The organism is Mesorhizobium kowhaii, assembly GCF_003253745.1.
GTDB lineage: Bacteria > Pseudomonadota > Alphaproteobacteria > Rhizobiales > Rhizobiaceae > Mesorhizobium > Mesorhizobium kowhaii.
This window is the reverse complement of sequence record NZ_MZXV01000072.1, coordinates 56,942-80,901: the sequence shown is the minus strand read 5'-3', so window position 1 is coordinate 80,901 and position 23,960 is coordinate 56,942. Positions and strand designations below refer to the sequence as shown.

Sequence of the window (23,960 nt, the reverse complement as noted above, 5' to 3'; positions counted from 1 at the left end):
AATGGCGTTCGCGAGTTACTTTGGCCGTACTGCCACTGCCGCTTCCCAGGTGCTTCAAGGTTTCGACGTCCAGGAGTTCGAGCGGTTGCTCAATGGGTTGGTGGTGGGAATTGCTTTCGACGGGCAGGCTTGCTCGACGGAGGGCAGGGCATCGCTAGACCTGCTGGTCCGGCTGTTGGCGCGGCTCTATCCTTCGATATGCTTCCTTCCCGAGGGAGAGGAGGCAGCAAGGCTTGCGAGAGGTCTCGCGAGGCTTGCGCGCTCGATAAATAGCCGGATCACCTTGGCGCGCCGAGGGGCCGGCCTCTCCCATTGCCTGGTGGTCGGCTCCGCGATCCCTGATGTTCCCTGTCAGAAGTTGTTCCTGGGTTCAGGCGGGTGGCTCGCCAAGTTGTCGGTGTCGCGACCAGTCGGTTCGGGAAACAGTCACAACCCGCTCGGAGCCGGCGCCGCAGCGTGCATCGCAGCCGCCAATCTGTTCCGTTCCGTCTTCGGCGCGCAACTGAACGGGGCATCGGTCGACGAGGCGGTTGCCTTCTCACTGTTCGACTACGCACCAGGCTCGCAGGTGAACCCGGCACTTCCTAGCGACGTGGATCTGGACCGTCTTTTCCTGCTCGGCCTCGGGGCAATCGGCAACGGCGCGGTGTGGGGGCTCTCCCGCATCTCGGGCCTGACAGGGGCGCTTGAGGTCGTCGATCCGGAAACGATCGATCAGGGCAACCTTCAGCGATACGTACTGGCTCTCGAGCGGGATGTCGGACGGAGTAAAGTGAAGCTCGCCAGCCGATACATCAAGAACAACCCCGGCCTGTCGGTTGTCGGGCACGAGGCGCGATGGCAGGCGCTTCCAGCAGGCTCGTTGCGGCATGTGGCGGTTGCGCTCGATTCCGCGGCGGACCGAATCGCCGTGCAAGGCGCGCTCCCCCACTGGACGATCAACTCCTGGACGCAGCGAGGTGACCTTGGAGTATCGCACCACGGATTCGACGACGACATGGCGTGCCTGGCGTGTCTCTACCTGCCGAATGGAACGGTACCCGACCAGGACGACGAGATTGCCGCTGCGCTGGGCCTCGAGGATCGAAAGCTCGAGGTGGTGCGCCCCATGCTGCACAACGGAAGCCCTGTCGACGTGGCGCTCATGGCGGAAATTGCCAGCAGGCTGGCCATCTCGATCGATCCTCTGCTTTCATTTGTCGGCAGACCGTTGCGCGCTCTTTTTCAGGGGGCCATTTGTGGCGGTGTTGTCTTTGAAATCACGGCCGGGCGGAGTCCTGTCAAGGTGGAGGTGCCGATGGCGTTTCAGTCCGCGATGGCCGGGATCATGCTGGCTGGAGAGATCATCAAACGGGCAGAAGGCCATCGAGGGAGGCCTTGGACCACGGCCAAGCTTAACCTGTTGCGAAAAATGCCGAGCGACGTGATCACCGAACGCCGGAAGAAGGATCCACAAGGGCGGTGCATTTGCCAAGACGCCGATTACCTAGACGTATATCGAGCCAGGTACGGTCCGTCACCCGATCCGGCTGGTCAGTTCGAATTGGTTGTCACTTGACAACCTCTCTATGAGTCGCATATTGAGGGTACAGATGGCGCGTAAAATTGAGGCCGCACTCAGGCATGCCGAAGCGCAAGGGTGGCGCATCGAAATAGGTGGAAGTCACGCTTGGGGCAAGATGTATTGCCCATATAACGATGACCAATGTCGTTGCGGCGAATTCTGCATAACCAGCATTTGGAGCACGCCAAAGAACGCTGGCAACGAAGCAAAGAAGCTGAAGCGTCTTGTCGATAACTGCACGACGCATAAGGCGAAAACCGAAGAGACGGCTGAAGGCAAGGAGTGACATCGTCATGGAATACACTTTCACCCTAAAGTACCGTCTCGCGGACGACGATCAGGACGCGGATGCCTTGGTGGAGCGTCTTGGCGAGGCTGGATGCACCGATGCTCTTGTGGGCATCGGCATTGTCGGCCGGCTTGCTCTCGAGTTTACTCGAGAAGCGGAAAGCGCGCAGGAAGCCGTCCGCAGTGCGCTCGCAGACGTGAAGGCCGCTATCCCGACCGCAACCTTGGTAGAAGCCACGCCTGACCTTGTGGGACTGACGGACGTGGCCGAAATAATGGGCGTGTCCCGTCAGTACCTTCGCAAGCTAATGCTGGGCAACAACGATTTTCCAGCCCCTGTGCATGAAGGCAACGGTGCGCTATGGCATCTGAGCGATGTCCTGGGTTGGCTGGAGGGCCGAAAGGGCTATCAGCCGGAGCACACCCTGCATGAAACGGCAAAGGCGACTCTGGAGGTCAACGTGGCGAAGGAGGCAAGACGCTTCGCTCCCACAGCCATGCGCGAGTTGGAGCGCTTGATCGCGTAAGGAAGCTGCCCGGCTTGGCACGTCGCAGAGAAAACTGGTAATCCAGCTCCGTCACACTGCTATTGATGGAACTGGCGGAAGCTTCTATCCAGCTTCTGAAGTCGGGATCGCGCCATGAACACAGCGCTACCCGACTTCCATCGGCCGCTGCACTCCTCAATTCCGCTGCGCAAGATCGCGCCCGGGTGGGACATGTCGAAATTTCAGACCTTCCGCTTTCCAGGCTTCTTGGTTGCCTTGGCGGCAACAGCCTTCCGGCCAAGACCCTAGACTTGGCCATTTCGGACCGCGCGGCCGCATAATTCGGCGCCACCATGGGGTAGTCCACCTTCAATCCCCACTTCTCACGGTACTCGTCAGGAGTGAGGCCATAGTGGACACCCAAATGTCGCTTCAACGATTTGAATTTCTTCCCGTCCTCGAGGCAAACGATGTAGTCAGGAAACACTGACCTCTTCGGGTTCACCGCGGGAACCTCACGAAAGATCACAACGTTGAACGCCGAAGCCTTGGTTTCCACGGCGTTTGATGCCAATTCCGCGAATTCGTCGGCTAAAGACGTGCATTCCCGCGAAACTCAAGCGACGTTTGCGGTATGCTAATTGCTAGAGAGGCGGCTGGCCGAGTGCCCTCCGCCGATCCATTGCGAGGAGAGGGACCATGCGCTTGAGCAATCTGGGAACCGAGCAACTCCGGGAGAAGGATAGAAGCTTTGTCTTCCATCCTTCTACGCATCTGGCCAAGCACAGCCGAGGCGAAACGCCAAACCGGATCATGGCCGGTGCGGAAGGCGTCTATATCTGGGATACCGAAGGCCGAAGGAGCCTCGATGGTTTCGGAGGGCTTTACTGCGTCAACATGGGATATAGATGCACGGAGATCGCCGAGGCCATTGCTAGGCAAGCACACGAATTGCCGTTCGCGCACGTCTATGCCAGCCAAGGAACCGAGCCAGTCGCCCTCTTGGCGGAGGCCGTGGTCGAATATTTCGGTCAGAACATGCGAAGGGTCTATTTCGGCCTCTCCGGTTCCGACGCCAACGAAACCAACATCAAGCTGGTGTGGTACTACAACAATATTCTCGGCCGCCCTGAAAAGAAGAAGATCATCTCGCGGCATCGCGGATATCACGGGTCCGGACTGGTCACCGGTAGCCTGACAGGCCTGCCCTTCTTTCACGATTTCTTCGACTTGCCTTTGAATTTGGTGCGTCATACGACGACGCCACATTACTATCGCCAGGCGCACGACGGCGAAAATGAGGAAGCATTCTCCAGGCGCTGTGCCAACGAACTTGAAGCCCTTATCCTCGCTGAAGGCCCCGAGACAGTTGCAGCCTTTATCGGAGAGCCGGTACTTGGAACCGGCGGCATCGTTCCGCCCCCAAAAGGATACTGGACGGCAATTCAAGGCGTGCTCGACAAGTACGAAATCCTTCTGATCGCCGATGAAGTGGTCTGCGGCTTCGCGCGGACCGGTGAGAAATTCGGTTCCCACCTTTATGGCATGCGTCCGGATTTCGTAACGATCGCCAAGGGCTTGAGTTCAGCCTACCTGCCCATCTCCGGGTCAATTATCGGCGACCGCGTTTGGTCGGTCTTGGAACAAGGAACGGAGAAGCACGGTCCACTCGGCCACGGCTGGACATATTCCGGTCACACGCTTTGCGCGGCGGCCGCGCTTGCGAATATTAAATTGCTAAAGGAAAGAAACATCTTGGAACATGTTCGGGACGTCGGACCGTATTGGCAAGCTCGCATGAAAGCCGAACTGGAGCGTCATCCCATTGTTGGCGAGGTTCGCGGCGTCGGCATTCTATCTGCCGTGGAGTTGATGCGGGATCCGAAGGGGCGGGTACCATTTGAACCCGCACTTCAGGTCGGCGTGCGCGCCGCCGCTGCTCTGTTTGAAAATGGTGTCATAGGCCGCGCCATGCCGCACGGCGATATCCTCGGCTTTGCCCCACCTCTGATCATTACCCGAAAAGAGATCGACATCATCGTCGACGCAACCGCGAAATCAGTCGATACGACCTATCGCGCGCTGAAGGCGGAGGGCGCGATATGATCTGACGTGACGGATGACGCCTCCCACTCGGATCGACCAGGATATCACGTCCGGCAGCCCGTGGCGTCATGAGTTGGCGCGCGCAAAGCGACACTCTCCGCTTTTAAGGCAACTTGCATGGAGGCCGTGCGAGCCGATGCCGAAAATGCGCCGCCAATCTCGAAAAACACAGTACCGCCTTCGCGTCCGAGACGGTGACGTAGGGCTGCTGCAAGAATTGTAGAGGTGACGCTCTCACAGACCGCAATTCATCGTGAGGCTGAGCTCCTCTATGGGACAGTCTCAACAGCCCGCAAACAGACACTCCGACCGCAAGGAAGTGCAAACCCAAGAGGACAACTGTCACCTGGTAACAGTTGACACTGGAATGAGGTCTTGGTGTCGATAAGAGCGCCGTCGAAACACATATCGCCCTCCCAAGGCGCACCGGCCCGGCACGGAGCTCAGTCTCCGGCCGGGCCTTCTACCCTGAATTGCTGCGCTTTGGCCGACCCGTCTCGGCTCCGATATGGGGGGCCAGAACTCACTGCAGTTTAGTTATGCAAGACGCTTTTCATAGATTTGTAGAGCAAATCGCAGACAGCGCTGACGCGACGGACCTGCGCAACGCTCTGGGCGAGATTGCCTCTTCCCTCGACTTGCCGTCTTTCGCCTATCTTTTCCCTTCGCCTGGCAAGGGCCGCAAGGTGCGCCTGATTTCCACCTACCCTCAATCCTGGAAATCTCACTACCTTCACAGTCGGTATGAAAAGATTGACCCAGTTATCCATCAGGCGCGTGGTGGTCGGGAACCATTCAACTGGGATGCGCACGGTGCTGATCTCGAACTGTCGACGCAGCAGCGACAATTGATGGATGAGGCGACGCAATTTGGCATTCACTGCGGCTTCACGATCCCGATCCATGACAGCACCGGTACGTTTGCAGCACTGACCTTCGCCTCGGATGAAAGGCGACCACTGTTCTTCCGCCTGATTGACCGATATGACCGCGTGCTGCAGCTCATCGCGATCCTCTTCCATCTTCATGCCAGTCGCAAGTTGGCCGACGGCAGGATCGTGGATGGCGTTGCCCTATCGCGAAGGGAAATCGAGTGTCTGAAGTGGGCGGCTCGCGGAAAGACGGCGTGGGAAATCGGCCGCATCTTGGGAATCAGTCGGCACACCGCAGCCTATCATCGGGATAACGCCAGGAAGAAGCTTGGCGTGAAGACGGCTATTCAGGCAGCCATTCGGCTTGCACTATCCAAGCCATCCCTCTTCACCTAATCTCAGAAACCTGGGCACATACACAGGTTGTATTAGCTCCGGCGTTTGCCTTCAATCGTAGGTGTTATCCATGCGAGGGAGAAGGCCAAAATGATGCAGTTGATCACGCCGGATTGCTACGCTGAGTTCAGCGACGAGCTCGAGCAGATGTACCGCTTGCGGTATCGCGTCTTCAGGGACCGACTTGATTGGGACGTTTCGTTCTGCGGCGGCTATGAGGTCGATCCATTCGACGCGCTTCGTCCCCACTACCTCGTGTTGCGTGCGCCCGCCGGACGCATCGACGGCTGCGTGCGCCTGTTGCCGACTACAGGACCGACGATGCTGCGCGACAGCTTCTTCGCTCTCCTTGCAGACCGTTCAGCGCCGGAAGATCCGCGGGTTTGGGAAAGCAGCCGTTTTGCGCTTGATCTGCCGCCTTCCACACCGAAACAGGCCGGCATCGCAATTGGCACCTACGAGCTGTTTGCCGGAATGGTCGAGTTTGGTTTGTCACGCGGTCTGCGCAGCATCGTCACCGTAACCGATCTGCGCATAGAGCGGATCTTGCGTCGCGCCGGCTGGCCACTCGAACGGTTGTCCGACCCGCAAACAATAGGCAACACACGTGCCGTTGCCGGAATTCTCGACGTCTCGACAGAGAGCTTGGAAGCCCTCCGTCGCAATGGCGGGCTCAAGGGCCCGGTGCTGTGGACACCGGTCATGAAGATCGCCTGAGCCTGGAATCCAACCCTCTCCTGGAAATGATGCAATGGACGAAACAAGACCTGGCCCTGCTTGGCCGGACAGGCAAGATGATGGTGCCTATGGCTATGTCGAGCAGCTCACCAGCCGAGGCTGGGCCTGGGAATTCCTCAGGCGCAATCCGGACTTCCAGAAGGATCTGGCGAACGCGCTGCGCGGTGCCGAACGCACGAACGCCCGGTGCGTGAACATTATCAGCCTGCCATCGAACACTGTTGATCTCTCGCGGTGGGGCCTTCTGTTTTGCAAGCTCGAAAGGAACTGATGCGAGCGTCTTTGGGTGCCCCTGCCAATGTCCGCATGTTTTGCCGGTTGCTGCCGAAATGACGGCGCGGCCGCGCGGGGTCGACGTGCTCGATCTCGCCGCGCGCTCCTGCCGCATCTCCATATTCGTCACGCGGGACGGGCATCAGCACCTCCTTGTCGAGGACAGTGGCAGGAGCTTGCAGCTGGCTGCCTCAGGCGTCAGCATCCTCGAACCTGTGCGATTGACATCCTCCGTCCTCTGGTCGCCAGAGGAACTGAAGCAACGCCTGAACGCGTTGGAATGTCTGAACAGCCTCTGTTGGACCGGCAGGCTGCAACCAGGATTCTTTCCGACCGAGCCCCGTTGCTCGCGGTTGCGCCGCGTCTTGCGTGCGCTCGACGGCTCCATCGCTGGCGCACCGCACCGCGAAATCGGCCTTGCCCTCTTCGGCAGAGCCCGCGTCGAGCAGGACTGGGCCGACCCCGGTGACCATCTTCGCGACAGCGTCCGCCGTGCAGTCAGACGCGGGCGCTCGCTCATGGCCGGTGGGTATAGGCGTTTTCTTCTATAACGACTGTCACCATCAGGCCTTTTGGCCAGAGAACAGCTCTTTGTACCCCGCCACCACCAGCCAGTGGGCGCGCGCGAGATGGCTGCGAACCGCCCTTTGGGCGCGCGCTGGCTCTTGCACCGGATCGATGCCCAATATCGCCTGCGCCATCTCTTCTTCGCTCACATTGTCGGCGCATGCGTCTATGAGCTTCAAATATGTCGTGAAGTGTTCATCGTCGTAAGCGGTCAGGCTCTCCGCCCATGGGACCTCGTCGGCAACAGCAGGTTGGAACAATCTGTCTACCATTTCATGTCTCGCCTAAGACCTATTCCGCGCCCGCGCAGATCATGACGGCACAATATCCTAAAATGGGATAATCCGAAACTGGGATTAGTCGCTGAGCCGGTTCCTTGTTGGCCGGTTCGTCTGATGCCGAAATCTCTCCGATCAGCTCGCCAGCGCCGGCTGCTAGAATGGCTGATTGCGGCGCGCAAGACCAAGGGAGTGACCCAGTCCCAGGTAGCTGAAATGTTGGGCCGCCCACAATCCTTCGTGGCCAAGTACGAAGGTGGTGAACGTCGGCTGGACGTAATTGAGTTTCTCGACGTTACCGAGGCTCTCGATATCGACCCTTGCGAGCTTCTGGCACAAATGGGCCACTCTCGTGATCTGTAGATTGTGTCGCGCTCGGATGGCTCAATCAGGGCCCTCAACATCGCCTCGTCCGCGATCGGCGCATTCAGTTTAGAGTGTAACACCGCTGTCCTCTCTCCGAAAATTGGCTCCGCGAAGCCGTCTGCGGGCGGATTGAGACGTACCGTGTGGAATACATATTATAGTTGATAAACTCAAGATGCCTAATCCGCTGACTTGGGCGGATGGACATGCGCCAGTTGGTCGGACGGAATGTGCAGAGGTTCAGGCAGAAGAACCATCTGACGCAGGAGCAGCTTGCCGAGATCTCCGGCTTCAGTCAGCAGTACATAAGCGGCTTGGAGAAAGGCCGCAGAAATCCGACGATCGTCACGATCTACGAGTTGGCACAAGCCCTCGGGGTGAGCCACATGGAACTCGTGCGGCCCGACAAACAGGCGTGAGACTTTCGCAGAGACCGGGTCTTCTTCGATCAAGATGACGGTGCACCCCGATCGCGCATGCGAGGGCATAGAATTCACACGATGCGCTTCATACCGGTCAAGACAGATGACAACCAGCCGGCATTGCTGCTGGTTGACCTGCGACAGGCTGATCCGCAATCGCACGCAACTCGCCAATGCGATCCGCAGCTATGCGACAGTATATGGGCTGATCGCCGCCAAAGGATATGCGGATCGAACCGCTGCTCGACCGTATCGTGGCAGATGGGACGCTGCCGGATTTTGGCCGCGGAGCTGTTCGCATATCCATGCTCAAGGAATATGCGCAGTTGCAACCACATCTGAAAGACGTCGACGCCAAAATGATACATCCGGCCAAGGAGCAGACAGCGCCTGGCGAAATTCCCTGTGTCGGTCTCCCGATCGATGCGTCGCTACTGGTGATGAAGAGCCCGGCATCTGAGACTTTCGATCGGACCGAAACTTTGCCTTCTGGCCTGGCTCAGCCTGACGCCGAAGGATCATTCGGGCTGCCGGCAGGATCAGGCTCTGCGGATCACGCGTGCCCGCGAGGAAGCCCTGCGCAGCGTGCTGGTTGGCGCGCGCACCTGGAGATAGCCGCACTCACGGTATTTCGCGGCAAGCGCCGCCATGCCTGGAGCCGCCCTTGAGACTGATGTCGGCCACGAGTGTTGGCCGCGGCATTCCATCAACAACGGCGAAAGCCATCCTGCTCCAAATTGCGTCTAAGCACTTCCATTCCAGGCGCCAGCGGAGACCCGAAGAACAGGAGTGATCTGTTGGTCCGAAGGTGGCGAGGCCGCGCTCCACCAATGGTTTCCTCAAGGTTCCCACGGCCTTTATGCGTCGGATGGTCATTCGTAAAATCGATTAGAGCCTTCCTCGGACTTCGGGCAGCCTCCTTGCCTGCGAGCAACAACACAACCTCTTCGAATGATCCGGTGGCCGATGGCTGTGCAGGACTGACGGTAAAAGGGCGCACGAGGCGCCCTTCATTTTCAGCGACCCCGACTTCGGCTTCCCATCAGAAGCGGTAGGTGACACCTGCGCCTATGAGCCAGGGATCGAGCTCCGCCTTCCCCGTCAGCTTCTTGCCGGCCACGGTGACGTCGAAATCTGGCTTCAGGAAAAGCTTCTTCACGTCGAAGTTGACGCCCCAGTGCTGATCCACCATGTAGTCGAACCCGACCTGCAGCGACGTGCCGAACGTGTTCTTCACCTTGAGAGCATCGGCGCTGCCGGCATCCTGGTTATAGAAGATCGTGTAGTTCACGCCGGCGCCGACATAGGGCTTGAAGGCACCGAAATCGCTAACATGATACTGCAATGTGAGCGTGGGCGGTAGCAGCCAAACCTTGCCGATATTCCCCAGCCCGCCGATTGAGCCCTGGCCTGTGATGTTGGCATAGGTGGTGCCGAGGATAAGCTCGGCTGCGACGTTGTCCGTGAAGAAATACGAAATATCGAGTTCGGGCGTCACGGTGTTCGAATAGGAAAGACCAGAGCCGGGCACCGCGTTAACGTAGCCCGAATCCTCAGTGATGACCCCCAACGCGCGCAGGCGGACTTGCCAGGGGCTAGGCCATTCCGTGACCGAGGCACCCTCCTGCGGGTCGCACGGGACTTCTGGAAGGTCTGCCGCGACGGCCTGCTGCCCTACCAGCAACAGTACGACGGCCGCTGTTACCGCCCCCCGCGCCACGTTCGTTCGCTTTGTTGCCATGCTATTGTCTCCTTGCTCTTCAGAAATGATAGACTGCACTTGAATAGTCCTATTGATTGAGATCGACAGAGCGCCGGCGCGCATTATTGGCGCCGTTCTCGCGGTTATTGACCCGTAGTCACTTATTGTATTGAGACATCGCCCTTGTGGGTCTCGCCCCATTTACGCTATCGGCTTGCAAACTGATCGCGCTGGAAGGAAATTGTTGCCATGGCAATGAATGCCGCTCGCTCGCGATTGTGCTTGCGGTAGCTGTGTCTATGTGCACTGGTCTTCGTAGAAGTAAGCGGGATAGGCACTATATTTAGCGAAGCCGGAATCCTCAGTGAGGACCCCCAACGCGCGCAGGCGGATCTGCCAAGGGCTTGGTTCTGCGATGACCCAGGTTGCTGTCGTAGGGCACGGGCGAGGCGGAGGGTCGCGCAGGGGAGGCGGAGGGACGTACAGGGCTCGTGCAAGCTCCGCTGCGACGGCCTGCTGTGCCAGCAGCATCAGGGCGACGGCCGCTGCTACTCCCCGCGCCACCTTTATTCGCTTTGTTGCCATGATATTTTTCCTTGCTCTTCAGAAATGGTAGACTTCTATAGTCCTGCAGTATTGATTGAGATCGACAGCGTGCGAGCGCGTATTTGCGCAAACCGTGCTCGTATTATTTGCACCGTTCTCGCAGTTATCCACCTGTACTCGCTCATTCGTAGTTTGCTTTTGTCGGACTCCCGGTCGTCAATGAAATACTTTCGGCTTGCCAGCCGATGACGCTGCGAAGGAAATTGATGCCAAGACTGATAAATGCAGCGCGCTCCCGATTGTCCTTGCCGTAGCCGTGCCCGCCTGCGACAGGCTCGTAAAAGTAAGCGGGATAGCCAAGAGCCTGCAGTTTTGCGGCCATCTTGCGCGCATGGCCCGGGTGGACGCGGTCGTCGCGCTTCATTGTGGCGAGCAGGATAGGCGGATAGGGCTGTCCCGGCGTGGCAGTGTGATAGGCGGAGATTTCCTTCAGGAAAGCCCAATCCTCAGCCTTGTCCGGATCGCCATATTCGTCGATCCAGCTCGCGCCCGCCAGGAGTTTGGTGTAGCGGCGCATGTCGACAAGCGGAACCGTGCAGAATAGCGCGCCGAAATGCTCAGGATAGCGGGTAAGCATGTTGGCGATCAGCAGGCCGCCATTTGACCCGCCCTCGGCGGCAATCCGCCTCGGCAGCGTAATGCCCCTTCGCACAAGGTCAGCGACAACGGCGGCGAAATCGGCATGGGCGAGACGCTTGCCCTCCCTCCGCCCGGCATCGTGCCAGCGGGTGCCGAACTCGCCGCCCCCGCGGATGTTCGCCACCACACACGTGCCGCCGCGTTGGAGCCACAGCTTGCCGAGCGAGGAGTTGTAGTGGGGCAGAAGCGATATGCCGAACCCGCCATAGGCGGAAAGGTGAACCGGGGCATCTCCATTCCCGTTCGCCGGCCCGACCTGCGTATAGGGGATCATCTCACCATCGGTCGAGACTGCCTCGTGGCGCGTGACCACCAGTCCGGATGCGTCGAAACTCTTCGGGCTGCGCTTCAGGATTACTGAAACGCTGAGAGGCGGCGAGGCTTCGAGATCCAATAGGAAAAGCTGCGGCGGCGTGATCGGATCCTGAGCCCAGACCAGGATCTCTCCATTGGTCTCGTGATCTGCCGCATCGAGTGACCAGAGGTCAACAGTCCCTTCGGCGGGAAACGTGTTTAGGGCTCGGCGCGCCCATTCCTGCGGGCCCGGGGTGAATATCTCGAATCTCGGAACGAGGTTCGCCAGGTAGGCGATAATGAGCTTCCCGTTATTCCAGAAGAATGACTGCAGGACCCGCCTCTCGGCTGGTTCGAACAGAGTGCTAAAACGGCGCTCGCCAGCCAGGAAAGAGGAAAGCGAGATGCCGATCAGCGCGTCGGCGCAATAGGTCGTCCCGGCAACCGTCCATGCTTTGCGCGGCTTTACCGCCAGCCAATCGCCGAAGGTATTCCATCTGGCGTCCTTGGGAAGGCCGATCTCAATCTTCGGCCCGCTTCTATCGCCAATGCGGACTATTTTGTCGAGCCAGGCAAGCTGCTCGACGAACCACAGGCGCTCGCTCTTGGCGGTACGGTCCAGATGGCCAGACACAACGAGGGTTTCGGAACCGGTCTCGAAGATTACCGGCGCGGTGAGTGGATCCGCGCCACGCTTCCAAAGCCGCACGGTGCGCGCGTAACCGGAGCGGGTGGCCATGCCATGACCAAGCGCACTGGAAAGCAGAAGCGTGTTGGGGTCGAGCCAATCAATGTTGCCCCTGGCCTCGGGGAGATTGAACCCGTCGGCGACAAAGCTCAGGGAGCTCAGGTCAAATTCGCGATGCACGACCGCGTCGCTGCCGCCGCGCGACAGGCGCAGGATGGCTCTTTCCCGTCTCTCCGGCTCGATCGATGCGCTGCCCCAGACCCAATCTTCTCCGTCGCTAGCGGCGAGGGAGTCCAGATCGATCAGCAGCTCCCACTGGGGATCCGTCTTCATGTAGGTGGCAAGGGTGGTCCGGCGCCACAGCCCGCGCGGATTTCCGGCATCTTGCCAGAAATTGTAGAGGTACTGACCACGGCGCGTGATAAGGGGAATCCTGTCGGGACGGTCGAAAATCGCTGCAAGCGCCGCCAGGTCGCTCTCGAACCGCGTTCCCGCGAAGTTCTTCAGGGTCTTTGCCGACTGGCTGGCGGTCCACGCAAGTGCCCGTTCGCCTTCTACATCTTCAAGCCAAAGATGAGGATCATCGTCAGGTGCATCCAGCGTTGGGCGGAAATCGAATTCGCTCATTTCCGGACAACCTGAAGAATGAAAGCGCAAAGGCTTCCGTCGGCTCGGGAAAGCTCGGTGTTCGCGGCGACGACCGCCTGTTCGAAAAGCGTGAGCATGGGATGAGTTCTTCTCAATTGGTGCGGCGCAGCAGTGCGCTTGCGGACAGGACAGCATGTGTCGTGCCAACTAGGAAAATCGTTTCAGAACAATGCGATCACTCTGACAGCGCTGTGTCTCATGTCCGACACCGTTGAATATCCGACAATGACTGCACCCGTAACCACCGGTACGGGCTCGGTGACACCGTGCAAACTCAAGCAGGGAAAGCGAACTTGGGTGGGACGTAACATCGTCGCTCCAACACGCTTCGCCTCTCCGGCTTCGATCGGCAGATACCCATGGATAACCATGATCTGAGCGACAAAGGCCGGCTAGCGTCTAAATCTACGCGCCGACACGAAAAGGATCGGAGATCCGAGGTAAAGGGATGGGGATGATGCTTGTCGCCGCAGATCGCTGTCATCGACAGGCAGGCCAGGGTCGACGCTGAACGAGCAGAGGAGTCAGGAGCCTGGGTCGTAGGAAAGGGGAGGTGGCCGCCGGACTCTTCGCAGTAAAGGTGGCGAAGAGGCTGGCTGAGGAGGCGACGGCATTTCTTGCACGCGCCATGCAGGTAGTTTTACACGCTGGTTAGCCGACGAACAGATCGATGTTTCTAACCGGGACCGGCTCCAAGCTCAACGCTATGATGCCAACAACAGCCTGATCCTGGTCAATTTCAGATGTGCCAACCGCCGCGCTGGATAATGGAACATCTCTTGGGTGCTTTCTATAACAAACACCAGGGTCATTAAATCAAGCAGGAAGTCGTCGATCGCTTGGGCGATTGTTTGTGACTTGTCGTCGAACTGATCCAGCAAAACGCGCGCCCTATCGATCGCATCCGCGCTGGCCGCATCGACTAACGCCTCGATCTTTTCGAAACAATCCAATTCCGAACTCCTCAAGCCCTCGCCAGGATCATGCACCAAGGTGGCGACGTGAACCACCCGGCCGTTGACCCGTGGCGCGAGCCACTATCCGCAGATCGAGCCGGGGCCGTGCAATTTTTCGTTTTTGCTTTGCCTATAGTCTCGGCTATGAAGCGGACTGGCCTTATGGCCTGCCCACGCTGCAATTGTACAAAGGAATACCCATATGGCGACCGGAACGGTGAAGTGGTTCAACAGCACCAAGGGATTTGGATTTATCCAGCCCGACAATGGGGGCAGGATGTTTTCGTCCACATCTCCGCTGTCGAGCGCGCGGGCCTTTCTACCCTCAATGAAGGTCAGAAGATCAACTATGAGATCGAACAGGACCGCCGCACTGGCAAGTCCTCCGCTGGCAGCCTCAGCAAAGCTGGCTGATTTTCAGGCTGCGTCCGCCACAGCCGGAAGAACGCGGTTCGTCCCGTATGGGCTGACCCGACCGAAACGCCGGAGCAGCAGATTGCTGCAAGCGGTCGCGAAGGGTGTCTGCAAAGGTAAGGCGGGGGCTACTCCCCCGCCTTTTCATATTCCACGCAGATCATGCCAATGGCAGCGGCGAATCTCGGTTGCCGAGACTAGGCCGCGACCTTCTTGCGGGTCCGCTTCGCCGGCGCCGGCGTTTCCGGCTCCTTCGGTTTGCGGCCGAGCCCCATCGTCTTGGCCAAGGCCGACCGCGCCGCTGCGTAGTTCGGGGCGACCATGGGATAATCCCCCGGCAGGCCCCATTTGGCGCGATACTCATCCGGCGTCAGCCCATAGTGGGTCGACAGATGGCGCTTTAGCGATTTGAATTTCTTCCCGTCCTCAAGCGAGATGATGTAGTCCGGTGTCACCGACTTCCTGATCGGGACTGCAGGAGGCTTCAGAGCCTGCGGCTCTTCTGCGGAGACGCTTCCGGCCGTGCCTTTCAGAGCCGCATGCACTTGGCCGATCAGAGCAGGGAGATCCCCCACCGGAACGGGATTGTTGGAGACATAGGCTGAGACGACATCGGCGGTGAGCTCGATGAGGGTGTCGATATTCTTGTCGGCGTCTTCTGTCATGAAACTCTCCGGTCGGCTTGAAACGTAGTCGGCGAAGCGTCGCTTCATAGTGGCGGTTGCCGGTGAAAGCAACAAATGTCTCGACAGGATTATTGCGATGCTTGCCCAGCATCGAGGTCTATAGCGCCGCATCCCACCGGCGTGCACGAGGATCCGCTCGGTGCTGGCTGCCCCGTAACTGGGGCCCAGTTTGCTTTGATTCTCGAAGCCCCTCCCTTTGAATTCAGCAAAATGAAGAAGCAGAAGGTGTTTCACGCCGCTGAAGGCGTCGTATGTCATCGGATACACGGCTTAGACATTCATGGTCTCCATAATGCTTTCCGCCTTGGCATTGTCGTGGGGGGATTCGCCATGCCCCAAGGAACCGATCAGGCCGTCAGCGCGAACAAATTGCGATGGCGCCCGGCCGCGTGTTGGGATCCACGGTCAGTGCGACGGACACAGCCTGGGTGGCGGCTTCCGCCACTCGGTGGCAGGCCTGTTCGAGTCTGGCCGTCAGGGCCAGTCCTCTCGGGCTGTTGATCTAGCGCAGGACGTTCACGAACCGCATATCCCCCAATGGCTTCCGTGCACAACGCTCGGAGACAATTTATGAAAATGCTATTCACTACGATGGCTGTCGCCTTGCCTGCAGCCACCGCTCTTGCTGCGGAACCGATCCCGCCGACCTCAGAGAAACGGCCCTGGCCACTTTCAAGGCTTTGCCGCCCACCACGCCGGCAATCACCAACAACCCGATCACTCCGGAGAAGATCATCCTCGGCAAGGCACTTTTCTACGATCCACTCATCTCGGCGTCCGGCGTCATCTCGTGCAACTCGTGCCACAACTTGGCCACCGGCGGCGACGACAATCTCGAAACCTCGATCGGCCATGGTTGGCAGAAGGGACCCCGCAACGCGCGGACGGTCCTGAACGCTGTCTTCAACATCGCGCAGTTCTGGGATGGTCGCGCCGAAGACCTGAAGGCTCAGGCCAAGGGACCGGTCCAAGCCGGTATCGAATTGGCCAACACACCAGTTCAAGTCATCACGACGCTCAAGTCGATGCCGCAATATCTCGATTGGTTCAATGCAGCTTTCCCGGGTGAGGCCGATCGCGTCACCTTCGACAACTTGGCCAAGGCAGTTGAAGCCTTTGAGGCGACGTTGGTCACGCCGGCCCCCTTCGATGCCTTCCTCAATTGCGATGACGCAGCCATGACTTCCGAACAGAAACAGGGCCTGGCGCTATTCATGGAGAAGGGTGCTCGTCCTGCCATGCCGGTATCAACGTTGGCGGGCAGGACTTTTACCAATTCGGCCTTGTGGAAAAGCCCAGCGCGAGGTCCTGCCGGAAAAGGACAAGGGCCGCTTTGCGGTCACCAATACAGCTGACGATCCCTATGTTTTCCGCGCGGCGCCGCTGCGCAACGTAGCACTCACCGCGCCGTACTTTCATTCGGGCAAGGTTTGGGATCTGAAACAGGCCGTGGCCATTATGGGCGCCACCCAACTCGGCGAAGAATTGAAGGCAGAAGAGGTCGACCTGCTCGTTGCCTTCCTTAAATCGCTGACCGGAAAGGTACCGGAGGTGGTCTTGCCCATCTTACCCGCCGAAACGGCGACAACGCCTCGACCTGCATCGCAGATCTTAAGGAAATGAATAGCCGGAGCTGGCTACGGATGGTCGCAATCAACAATGATTGCGACCATCACTGGGAAGAGATGATCGCAACCTCCTTGAGAAGGCAATGCCTTGCATGATCCCATAGTGCAGACAATGCTTCCGCCGCCAGCCCGTTGCGATGGCATCATGCCAGGTATCTGGCGCGAGACAGGCCAAAGGTTCCAAAGGTTGAGGATTGGCGCAGATACCTACAACGAGATGCGCCCATATGGGGCGATAGGGCACATGGCCCCGATCGCCGGTCTCAGTCTGTGCCAAAGTCAACGGCGTTTGACCGTCCAGTTCCGCTAATTCCCCGCGCAGCCATCGGTTCGCTTTGCCTGATCTCCGAAGGTCTCTTGACTAATTGGCGGCGATGTAGAGGGTTTTTCCGAGAGCTTAGTCGCAAACTGTGCAAAGCCTGCCACGGATAGGGAGGAGAGGGACGCTGGACGAGCACGATCCGAAGGAAGAGCTGATCGAGACAATTTTCCGCAACGGCACAATCACCGTTGTGGGCATCCTGCTCGCCTTTTCGCTTGGCTTCGTCACGCATTGGGCGGCGAATCCCATGCCATGGCGGCTCTACGACCTGTTCGCCATTGTGCCGATCCTGGTCGGCATCGCGTTGCAGATGCGGGCGCTGTCCATACTGCTCGACATGAGTTCGCTGCGCCGACCCATCTATGAACGCGCCAACCGCATCTTCATGGCCGGCGTCATCCTGACCGCGTGCGGCGTCGGGCTGGCCATCCTGCTCGATGTCTTCGAGATGTCAGCGAAAGGCGCACTGCCCGGCGCTTAACGGCCTGGCACTGCGCTTTGACTATGCCGCACATCGCTGTCAGTCGACTGTTGCATCCGCCCCAGGTTCGGCATCTTGGCAGTGTCGCACCATTTGGCGACCTTACCCGCTGCATTGGCTTCGCCGGGCGCCGACACCGCTCGATCGTAGGCGCGCAGCGGTAAACGCCGCTAACCGGGTGGCCGGTGATTTTTACCACCTTCTCGGCGTCCAGCGTGCATGGCTTGCCGCCAAACGCATCACCCGATTTGCGGTTGTCGATGCGCGCGTCAAGCCGAACGCCCACGCCATGCCGATGCGACTAGACTTACATTAGCGGATGTTAAATTTAGAGCGTTTCGGCTTGCCGGAAATTACGGTCTCGGTGGCATGCCCCGCACGGTTTCGGGGCGGGTGGCAGGGAGGCGGATGCGCGGCGTGGATGGATCAAGGCGTCGCGTCAAGACGAGGCTCGGCAGGTGCGTACGCGCATAGCCGAACTGGAGCGCGACCTCATGATGACCACACCAATGGGGCGCCATCGACGTTTCGAAGCCGGACATGAACTTCGCAATGCGAAGTTCCGCCTGGAGCGTCTCGATGAATGCATCGCCGAAATACCGGAGAAATGTAAGCGTTAGCCAAGCTTCGTCGCTCACAATCCGTGCCGCGCAGTCAGCTCGGACATATGACCCGGGTCACCCTCGGAAAGAGCCGACTGCCAGAAATCCGCCCGCGCAGATCTGTGAGGGCGAAAGCCGAATGGCTGAGCTACTCGACCACGACCCGACGAAATGTCGCGCTCTACAACACGCCCGTTGATCTCTCGGCGACGATGCCGGGTCAAAGAAAGGCAACTAAGTTTCGGAACGGCCAGACTGGTGACCTTCCCTCACCAAGTTCATGCGGCGTCTTAAAGACCAAGAGCTGTCGTTTCCTTTTTCGAGGGTTGCCCGAAAAATCTTTAGCTCAGACGTGATTATTGTGGTCCACCTGTCGTATTTCCAGTGGGTGTTGCACGGTAGAATGACAGCGCTTCGCCGTGTGCGCGGCAGGAAGCGCAGGAGACCAACGCAAAGGCTGAAACACGGTAGGACGGCGCAGACCGTCACACTTTTCAAAAGAGACTATTCTCCAAGGGGATCATCATCATCGATCCGGCGGTCGGGAGGCTCGGCCGGGCTGAAGGAGGGCGATGGTAATGATGATGCGGTCAGGAGATGGATGGCGTGATCCAGGCCAGGCACCACGGATCACATCCGCAAAATGGCGGTCCGGCCCCGGAATCGAGCCGCCGTCGCGAGATTTTCGCGGCCGTGGAGGCTTCGCTGTATCCTGTCCGCAGGGCGAAGCGCGCAGCAGATGAAAGTCAACGGCAGGTGCACCACGCGCGGAGACTGCAAGCCGCGGCAATGGCTTCGATTATTCGGTGAAATAAGTCGAAAATTCTCGTCCGAACTCGCATTTTCAGCACGTGCGGAATCCAATCGCATGGTGGAATACGAGACCTCCGCTCCGATGTTCCTTGCCGAGGTCAGACGACCATGGACGGGAGGGTTCTTTGGTCGGAAAAACCAATGGTGCAGACGGCGGCGTGCACCGTAGAGGTTCTGAAAGATGTGCCCATCAGAGTAGCGCAGGCCGCGAAAAAAATGTGGCGATCCCTCGGCATCACGGCAAGTGGTCGATTCTCACACCGATGAAAACCGAGTGCTGAGAAAGATCATCGGCAGCTCATATGTATTGGGCTTCGACGCCGCTGCCATGGGTTAGTAGATCAGGACATCTCAACATCAAAGTAAATTGCGCCACGGAACGTCAACATCGGCACTCGCGACGATCCATATGCACCATGATGATGGATCAATGCCGGACTTGGCTCGTCGGTCCATCAAAACTGACGAGGGGCACAGTTAATCGCTGTAACTCTTGCCATCTCGATCAGCTGCTGGCGTGCAAGCGACAGTTTCCATGATGACACGCGGATCGAGGGTAGCCATAATCTTCGGAGCACGCGCCCAGCAGGGCGGCAGAGCGAGTCTAAACCGTCGATCCCCTTTCAAACAGCTTGATTTTGCCACCAACGACCGATGTGCAGTGTCTGGTTCATGGTCGGGGTTGCGCGAAATCTGCCCTGTTGCGGTGAGTTTTGCTTTCGGCGAACTCTGAAAATCTCGAACAGCGCCCTCCTCAGCGTGCTGTCCCGCGCCCGCCTCATACATTTCGCCGACGCCTACACTTGCACTTTTCCACTGCCCGACGTGCAGGCAGCGAGCCACTGCATCGCGGAGGTTGCATCTTCCAATATGGCGGCCCGTTTCGCAAAGCCGAAAAAGGCATTGCGCGCTGTACTTACCGGTTTTCGCCCATCATATGCATCGTAGCACGCTCTGAGGGCGGCTTCGTGGATCAGATCTCTGCGATCTCCCGGCCACTCATTGAGGAAATCGATAGCGTCCGCACGGCTGGCGATCTCTTGCACGATGTACGGTGCACGCTTCACGAAAAGGGGGTTGCTGAAGGCCTCAGAGTTCATTCGGTCCTCCCGATCTGCTGAACAACTAGTTTGCGTGACGCGGCGCCTCATCGACACCCTCCGACAATTGCAGAATGTGTTGTCAGGGCGATGACAGTTTCAAGAGGAAAGCAGCTGGTTGCAGTCCTCTGGTACAGTTTTTTGGACGGGGAGATTTGCACGCGTTTCGGGCGTGGACTCCCATTTAGACGCTCGCATACCAATGTGGCTTCGCACCCGCGATCGGTCAAAGTCCGGTGATAGTCGCCAGGCGCCGGGATTTCTGGGATCCACCGGCCGTCCGCGCGGTGTCCGGGATCAAAGCTCCATCCGCTCCGGCGTTCGAACCAACCGAGATATTCCAATTGAACCCGGCTGCCATATGTTTGACAAGCGCAGCGTGCTGCCCGCCCGTACCCCTGAACAGCAACGTGACACCTGCCGAAGGAAAATTATATGTTTTTCCTCGAATGACTTATTTGCAGTAAAGTAATCGGTTGGGCATTTAACGGCCGACACGCGGCAGCCGGTAAATCACCACATGGTTAGGACTCAGGAAGGCCTCCGGCCGGCACTTTCTCCCGAAGCGCCCGGGCTGCAGCGACCATGTTCATGAGGGCAGGGCGGACCTCCTTCCATTTGCGTGTTTTGAGGCCACAGTCCGGATTTATCCACAGCTGGCCGTCGGACAGTCGCTCGCGGGCAAGCGAGACGAGGTCCGAAATCTCCGCGACTTCCGGGACACGTGGTGAGTGAATGTCGTAGACTCCGGGACCGATTTCGTTCGGGTATTTGGAGCTCGTGAAGGCGTCCAGCAGTTCCATTTTCGAGCGCGACGTCTCAATCGAAATTACATCCGCGTCCATTTCGGCGATCGCGTCGATGATCTCGGTGAATTCCGAATAGCACATGTGAGTATGGATTTGGGTCGCGTCCTTTACACCCGTTGAAGCGAGCCGGAAGCATTCGACGGCCCAGTCGAGATAGACTTTCCAGTCGGACTTGCGCAGTGGCAGGCCTTCGCGAAACGCGGCTTCGTCGATCTGGATCATCCTTGCGCCGGCTCTTTCAAGGTCCATCGCGAATGGCGAGCGCGATCTGGCGGCAGGCTTCGGAGCGAGGTACGTCGTCGCGAACAAAAGACCAGTTAAGAATGGTCACTGGGCCTGTGAGCATTCCCTTCACCGGCTTTTCCGTCAGCGACTGGGCAAATTGCCACCACCGCACCGTCATCGGATTGGGCCGCGATACGTCCCCGAAGATGATGGGAGGGCGCACATAGCGGGAGCCATAGCTTTGCACCCAGCCATGCTGGGTGAAGGCGAGGCCAGACAGCTGCTCGCCGAAATGCTGCACCATGTCGTTTCGTTCGAACTCACCGTGCACCAGCACGTCCAGGCCGATCTCCTCCTGCCAACGAATAGCAGCCTCGGTCACCTTCTTCAGGAAGGTCTCGTAATCGACATAGCTCAGCTCACCCTTTGCATGAGCGGAGCGCGCCTTGCGCACCTCCGGCGTCTGCGGGAAGGACCCGATGGTCGTCGTTGGGAATGGCACCAGTACCTTTCAAGCGCGAATTTCAGTTCTCGCCTGCGACCGATACGCGGCATACCGAGCGTTGCTACAGGAATCTGCTGAGAGATGGTCATGTCATACCCCGATGGTTGGGGCGTGGGGACACCGAAGGCGCGGCGGGTGCGCGTGCGACATTTTGATTTATCCGCCCTCGCCTGGACCGCCTGCTTAAGGGGGAGGTGAGCAGCTACTCCTCGAGATGTCCGCCTGACGCAACCCGGCCAGTTCCGCCTCGCGGCGCAGATTCTGCCTTGGCCTCGGGCCGATCTGCTGGATCACCAGGCCGGCGGCCAGCGAGCCGAGGTCGCCGCAGGTCTTGAGGTCGCGGCCCTGCGTGTAGCCGTGCAGGAAACCGGCGGCGTAGAGGTCGCCGGCGCCTGTCGTGTCGACCAGCTCCCTGATCGCCGTCGCCCGGATGACCACGGTCTCGTCGCCACGTACGATGACCGAGCCCTTTTCCGAGCGGGTGACGGCGGCTATTCTGCAGTCCTTGCGGATATTCGCCAGCGCCTCGTCGAAGGACGATGTCTGGTAGAGCGACTTGATCTCGTGGCTGTTGGCAAAGACGATGTCGACCGTGCCGGAGCGCATCAGGTCGAGGAACTCTTCGCGGTAGCGGTCGACGCAGAACGAATCCGACAGCGTCATCGAAACCTCGCGGCGCGCCGCGTGCGCCAGCTTCGCTGTCTGCCGGATCGCCTCCTTGGCGCGCGGCGGATCCCACAGATAGCCCTCGAAATAGGTGACTTTGGCGCCGGAGGCCTTGTCGGCCTCGACATCCTCCGGGCCGAGCTCGACGCAAGCGCCGAGATAGGTGTTCATCGAGCGCTCGCCGTCGGGCGTGACGAAAATCATCGAGCGCGCCGTCGGCGGTTCGCCCGTGAGCGGTTTGGTGTCGAAGGCGACACCTTGCGCATGGATGTCGTGCGCATAGATTTCGCCCAGCCCATCGTTGGAAACCTTGCCGAAGAAGGCGGCGCGCCCGCCGAAGGAGGCGACGCCGGCCGCCGTGTTGCCGGCGCTGCCGCCGGACGCTTCGATCGCCGGGCCCATGCGGCTGTAGAGCAGTTCGGCGCGCTGGGTGTCGATGAGGTTCATCGCGCCCTTGATGATGCCGTTGGTCTCGAGGAATTCCTCGTCGCACTGGGCGATGATGTCGACAATGGCATTGCCGATGCAAAGCACGTCATAATCCGGCATCGATGTCTCCGCTCAACGGTCCGCTTGGAATGGACTTTTCGCATGGCGATCGATCCGGCGTCGGCCCTTGCGCGGCGGCGAGTCCCGCCTCGCGCCGCAAGTCATCCGCTCTGTCCGTCCTCTCCCAGGTGAACTCGGGTTCTTCGCGGCCGAAGTGCCCGTACGTGGCGGTCTTGCGGTATATCGGGCGCAAGAGATCAAGCATCTTGATAATGCCCTTCGGTCTGAGATCGAACAGCTCAAGAATGAGCCGCTCGATCCTTTCTTCCACGATCTTCGCGGTCCCGAACGTGTTGACCAGGACAGACACCGGAGCGGCCACACCGATCGCGTAGGCAAGCTGAACTTCGCAGACCTCCGCAAGTCCGCTAGCCACGATGTTCTTGGCGACATAGCGGGCCGCGTAGGCAGCCGAGCGGTCAACCTTGGATGGGTCCTTGCCCGAAAAGGCGCCGCCGCCGTGACGCCCCATACCACCGTAGGAATCGACAATGATCTTGCGTCCAGTGAGCCCGCAGTCGCCGCGCGGCCCACCGACCACGAACCGGCCCGTTGGATTGACCAAGATCCTGATCCCCGTCGTGTCCAAGTTGGGCGGCAAGACCGGCTTAATGATTTCCTCAATGACGCCTTCCCGGACTGTTTCTTGTGTGACCTCCTCCGCATGTTGCGTCGACAGGACTACGGTATCCAGCGCCACCGGGCGCAAACCTTGATAGCGGATGGACACTTGAGATTTTACGTCCGGACGCAGCCAGCTCAGCTGTCCCGCTTTGCGGACCTCTGCCTGTCTTTTCGTCAAGCAGTGAGCGAGCTGGATCGGCAACGGCATCAGTGTATCGGTCTCGCTGCATGCGAACCCGAACATGAGGCCCTGATCCCCCGCTCCCTGCTCGAGATCCTGCCCTCGTCCCACGTCAACGCCCTGGCTAATGTCGGGCGACTGCTCTGTGAGAGCCAAAACGACGGCGCAACGCCGACCATCAAAGCCGATCGCATCGTCATCGTATCCAATATCGACAATCGTATCGCGGGCTACTTGGCTGTAATCGATCTGCGCATCGCTGGTGATCTCGCCGGCGAGAACGACCATCCCTGTCTTCACCAATGCTTCACACGCGACTCGCGCCTTCGGATCGGTGCGGAGGATCGCATCGAGGATGGCATCCGAGATGTTGTCTGCCATCTTATCCGGGTGTCCCGCGCCGACGGATTCGGAAGAAAACACGAACTGCCTAGTCATTGAATGTCCTCGTTTCAGATGTTGCA

At 59.1% G+C, this 23,960-nt stretch carries 19 protein-coding genes and 5 pseudogenes; 13 read left to right on the top strand and 11 right to left on the bottom strand.

Annotated features, from left to right (window positions below; translation table 11 throughout):
• Nucleotide 1: 1 nt before the first annotated feature.
• Nucleotides 2–1,558, top strand: a complete 1,557-nt coding sequence (locus tag B5V02_RS32815) for an E2 ligase fold family C protein (protein WP_111548131.1) — start codon at nt 2–4, stop codon at nt 1,556–1,558.
• Here B5V02_RS32815 and B5V02_RS41235 read toward each other — a convergent pair.
• Nucleotides 1,551–1,859, bottom strand: coding sequence for a hypothetical protein (locus B5V02_RS41235; protein WP_208647173.1), 309 nt, complete (start codon nt 1,857–1,859; stop codon nt 1,551–1,553). The genes B5V02_RS32815 and B5V02_RS41235 overlap by 8 nt on opposite strands.
• Between B5V02_RS41235 and B5V02_RS32805 the strand changes: the two genes are divergently transcribed.
• The gene (locus tag B5V02_RS32805; protein WP_111548130.1) at nt 1,858–2,379 is read left to right on the top strand and encodes a helix-turn-helix transcriptional regulator; all 522 of its coding nucleotides are present in this window, start codon (nt 1,858–1,860) and stop codon (nt 2,377–2,379) included. The genes B5V02_RS41235 and B5V02_RS32805 overlap by 2 nt on opposite strands.
• A 203-nt stretch (nt 2,380–2,582) precedes the next feature.
• On the opposite strand, the pseudogene B5V02_RS32800 reads toward B5V02_RS32805, so the two are convergent.
• Nucleotides 2,583–2,914, bottom strand: a pseudogene (locus B5V02_RS32800) (Ros/MucR family transcriptional regulator); the annotation flags it as partial.
• A gap of 125 nt (nt 2,915–3,039) precedes the next feature.
• Between B5V02_RS32800 and B5V02_RS32795 the strand changes: the two are divergent.
• The 5 genes from B5V02_RS32795 (at nt 3,040) to B5V02_RS32775 (ending at nt 7,276) form a co-directional block, all read left to right on the top strand.
• Entirely contained in the window at nt 3,040–4,446 is a 1,407-nt protein-coding gene (locus B5V02_RS32795) for an aminotransferase (protein WP_111548129.1), read from the top strand.
• Between the two features lie 539 nt (nt 4,447–4,985).
• Nucleotides 4,986–5,714 (top strand): LuxR family transcriptional regulator, encoded by a 729-nt coding sequence (locus B5V02_RS32790; RefSeq protein ID WP_111548128.1) that lies wholly within the window; start codon nt 4,986–4,988, stop codon nt 5,712–5,714.
• A gap of 90 nt (nt 5,715–5,804) precedes the next feature.
• Entirely contained in the window at nt 5,805–6,431 is a 627-nt protein-coding gene (locus tag B5V02_RS32785; protein ID WP_111548127.1) for an acyl-homoserine-lactone synthase, read from the top strand.
• Nucleotides 6,432–6,465: 34 nt separating this feature from the next.
• A complete protein-coding gene (locus B5V02_RS32780; RefSeq protein ID WP_111548126.1) occupies nt 6,466–6,723 on the top strand; it encodes a transcriptional regulator domain-containing protein in 258 nt (85 codons plus the stop codon).
• Nucleotides 6,724–6,781: 58 nt separating this feature from the next.
• Nucleotides 6,782–7,276 (top strand): DUF2285 domain-containing protein, encoded by a 495-nt coding sequence (locus tag B5V02_RS32775; protein ID WP_111548125.1) that lies wholly within the window; start codon nt 6,782–6,784, stop codon nt 7,274–7,276.
• A gap of 12 nt (nt 7,277–7,288) precedes the next feature.
• On the opposite strand, the gene B5V02_RS32770 is transcribed toward B5V02_RS32775, so the two are convergent.
• Entirely contained in the window at nt 7,289–7,564 is a 276-nt protein-coding gene (locus B5V02_RS32770) for a DNA -binding domain-containing protein (RefSeq protein ID WP_111548124.1), read from the bottom strand.
• Between the two features lie 123 nt (nt 7,565–7,687).
• Here B5V02_RS32770 and B5V02_RS32765 point away from each other — a divergent pair, with 123 nt between their 5' ends.
• The 3 genes and pseudogenes from B5V02_RS32765 to B5V02_RS40920 form a co-directional block, all read left to right on the top strand.
• Nucleotides 7,688–7,933: a helix-turn-helix domain-containing protein gene (locus B5V02_RS32765; protein ID WP_111548123.1), complete on the top strand. Its 246-nt coding sequence runs from the start codon at nt 7,688–7,690 to the stop codon at nt 7,931–7,933.
• A gap of 203 nt (nt 7,934–8,136) precedes the next feature.
• Nucleotides 8,137–8,355: a helix-turn-helix domain-containing protein gene (locus B5V02_RS32760; RefSeq protein WP_111548122.1), complete on the top strand. Its 219-nt coding sequence runs from the start codon at nt 8,137–8,139 to the stop codon at nt 8,353–8,355.
• Between the two features lie 78 nt (nt 8,356–8,433).
• Nucleotides 8,434–8,964 (top strand): annotated as a pseudogene (locus B5V02_RS40920) (transposase); the annotation flags it as partial.
• A 436-nt stretch (nt 8,965–9,400) separates the two neighbouring features.
• On the opposite strand, the gene B5V02_RS32750 reads toward B5V02_RS40920, so the two are convergent.
• The 3 genes from B5V02_RS32750 to B5V02_RS32735 all read right to left on the bottom strand — a co-directional run bounded on the left by B5V02_RS32750 (nt 9,401) and on the right by B5V02_RS32735 (nt 13,888).
• Nucleotides 9,401–10,099, bottom strand: a complete 699-nt coding sequence (locus B5V02_RS32750) for an OmpW/AlkL family protein (protein WP_111548120.1) — start codon at nt 10,097–10,099, stop codon at nt 9,401–9,403.
• Nucleotides 10,100–10,787: 688 nt separating this feature from the next.
• Nucleotides 10,788–12,914 carry a prolyl oligopeptidase family serine peptidase gene (locus B5V02_RS32740; RefSeq protein WP_111548118.1) on the bottom strand — a complete coding sequence of 709 codons (2,127 nt, stop codon included), beginning with the start codon at nt 12,912–12,914 and terminating at the stop codon, nt 10,788–10,790.
• Nucleotides 12,915–13,639: 725 nt separating this feature from the next.
• Nucleotides 13,640–13,888 carry a hypothetical protein gene (locus tag B5V02_RS32735; RefSeq protein ID WP_245446339.1) on the bottom strand — a complete coding sequence of 83 codons (249 nt, stop codon included), beginning with the start codon at nt 13,886–13,888 and terminating at the stop codon, nt 13,640–13,642.
• Nucleotides 13,889–14,093: 205 nt separating this feature from the next.
• Between B5V02_RS32735 and B5V02_RS32730 the strand changes: the two are divergent.
• A pseudogene (locus B5V02_RS32730) lies at nt 14,094–14,305 on the top strand (cold-shock protein).
• A gap of 197 nt (nt 14,306–14,502) precedes the next feature.
• On the opposite strand, the gene B5V02_RS32725 reads toward B5V02_RS32730, so the two are convergent.
• Nucleotides 14,503–14,970 (bottom strand): Ros/MucR family transcriptional regulator, encoded by a 468-nt coding sequence (locus B5V02_RS32725; protein WP_111548148.1) that lies wholly within the window; start codon nt 14,968–14,970, stop codon nt 14,503–14,505.
• A 591-nt stretch (nt 14,971–15,561) separates the two neighbouring features.
• Between B5V02_RS32725 and B5V02_RS32720 the strand changes: the two are divergent.
• Together B5V02_RS32720 and B5V02_RS32710 are read left to right on the top strand one after the other, a co-directional pair.
• Nucleotides 15,562–16,614: pseudogene (locus tag B5V02_RS32720) on the top strand (cytochrome-c peroxidase).
• Nucleotides 16,615–17,065: 451 nt separating this feature from the next.
• Nucleotides 17,066–17,422 carry a hypothetical protein gene (locus B5V02_RS32710; RefSeq protein WP_111548147.1) on the top strand — a complete coding sequence of 119 codons (357 nt, stop codon included), beginning with the start codon at nt 17,066–17,068 and terminating at the stop codon, nt 17,420–17,422.
• A gap of 2,212 nt (nt 17,423–19,634) precedes the next feature.
• Here the strand turns inward: B5V02_RS32710 and B5V02_RS32695 are convergent.
• The 4 genes and pseudogenes from B5V02_RS32695 to metK all read right to left on the bottom strand — a co-directional run bounded on the left by B5V02_RS32695 (nt 19,635) and on the right by metK (nt 23,934).
• Complete coding sequence (locus B5V02_RS32695) at nt 19,635–19,937, bottom strand: DUF982 domain-containing protein (protein WP_111548116.1); 303 nt, start codon at nt 19,935–19,937, stop codon at nt 19,635–19,637.
• Nucleotides 19,938–20,461: 524 nt separating this feature from the next.
• Nucleotides 20,462–21,476, bottom strand: a pseudogene (gene metE, locus B5V02_RS32690) (5-methyltetrahydropteroyltriglutamate--homocysteine S-methyltransferase); the annotation flags it as partial.
• A 183-nt stretch (nt 21,477–21,659) separates the two neighbouring features.
• Complete coding sequence (locus B5V02_RS32680; protein ID WP_111548115.1) at nt 21,660–22,691, bottom strand: adenosine kinase; 1,032 nt, start codon at nt 22,689–22,691, stop codon at nt 21,660–21,662.
• The gene (gene metK, locus B5V02_RS32675) at nt 22,678–23,934 is read right to left on the bottom strand and encodes a methionine adenosyltransferase (protein WP_281005002.1); all 1,257 of its coding nucleotides are present in this window, start codon (nt 23,932–23,934) and stop codon (nt 22,678–22,680) included. The genes B5V02_RS32680 and metK overlap by 14 nt, the downstream gene beginning before the upstream one ends.
• Nucleotides 23,935–23,960 lie beyond the last annotated feature (26 nt).

What these genes read in the sequence shown, in the direction of transcription:
- B5V02_RS32815 (WP_111548131.1), top strand. Translation starts at nt 2, where the DNA reads ATGGCGTTCGCGAGTTACTTTGGCCGTACTGCCACTGCCGCTTCCCAG.
- B5V02_RS32805 (WP_111548130.1), top strand. Translation starts at nt 1,858, where the DNA reads ATGGAATACACTTTCACCCTAAAGTACCGTCTCGCGGACGACGATCAG.
- B5V02_RS41235 (WP_208647173.1), bottom strand. Translation starts at nt 1,859, where the DNA reads ATGACGATGTCACTCCTTGCCTTCAGCCGTCTCTTCGGTTTTCGCCTT.
- B5V02_RS32795 (WP_111548129.1), top strand. Translation starts at nt 3,040, where the DNA reads ATGCGCTTGAGCAATCTGGGAACCGAGCAACTCCGGGAGAAGGATAGA.
- B5V02_RS32790 (WP_111548128.1), top strand. Translation starts at nt 4,986, where the DNA reads ATGCAAGACGCTTTTCATAGATTTGTAGAGCAAATCGCAGACAGCGCT.
- B5V02_RS32785 (WP_111548127.1), top strand. Translation starts at nt 5,805, where the DNA reads ATGATGCAGTTGATCACGCCGGATTGCTACGCTGAGTTCAGCGACGAG.
- B5V02_RS32780 (WP_111548126.1), top strand. Translation starts at nt 6,466, where the DNA reads ATGGACGAAACAAGACCTGGCCCTGCTTGGCCGGACAGGCAAGATGAT.
- B5V02_RS32775 (WP_111548125.1), top strand. Translation starts at nt 6,782, where the DNA reads ATGACGGCGCGGCCGCGCGGGGTCGACGTGCTCGATCTCGCCGCGCGC.
- B5V02_RS32770 (WP_111548124.1), bottom strand. Translation starts at nt 7,564, where the DNA reads ATGGTAGACAGATTGTTCCAACCTGCTGTTGCCGACGAGGTCCCATGG.
- B5V02_RS32765 (WP_111548123.1), top strand. Translation starts at nt 7,688, where the DNA reads ATGCCGAAATCTCTCCGATCAGCTCGCCAGCGCCGGCTGCTAGAATGG.
- B5V02_RS32760 (WP_111548122.1), top strand. Translation starts at nt 8,137, where the DNA reads ATGGACATGCGCCAGTTGGTCGGACGGAATGTGCAGAGGTTCAGGCAG.
- B5V02_RS32750 (WP_111548120.1), bottom strand. Translation starts at nt 10,099, where the DNA reads ATGGCAACAAAGCGAACGAACGTGGCGCGGGGGGCGGTAACAGCGGCC.
- B5V02_RS32740 (WP_111548118.1), bottom strand. Translation starts at nt 12,914, where the DNA reads ATGAGCGAATTCGATTTCCGCCCAACGCTGGATGCACCTGACGATGAT.
- B5V02_RS32725 (WP_111548148.1), bottom strand. Translation starts at nt 14,970, where the DNA reads ATGACAGAAGACGCCGACAAGAATATCGACACCCTCATCGAGCTCACC.
- B5V02_RS32695 (WP_111548116.1), bottom strand. Translation starts at nt 19,937, where the DNA reads ATGAACTCTGAGGCCTTCAGCAACCCCCTTTTCGTGAAGCGTGCACCG.
- B5V02_RS32680 (WP_111548115.1), bottom strand. Translation starts at nt 22,691, where the DNA reads ATGCCGGATTATGACGTGCTTTGCATCGGCAATGCCATTGTCGACATC.
- metK (WP_281005002.1), bottom strand. Translation starts at nt 23,934, where the DNA reads ATGACTAGGCAGTTCGTGTTTTCTTCCGAATCCGTCGGCGCGGGACAC.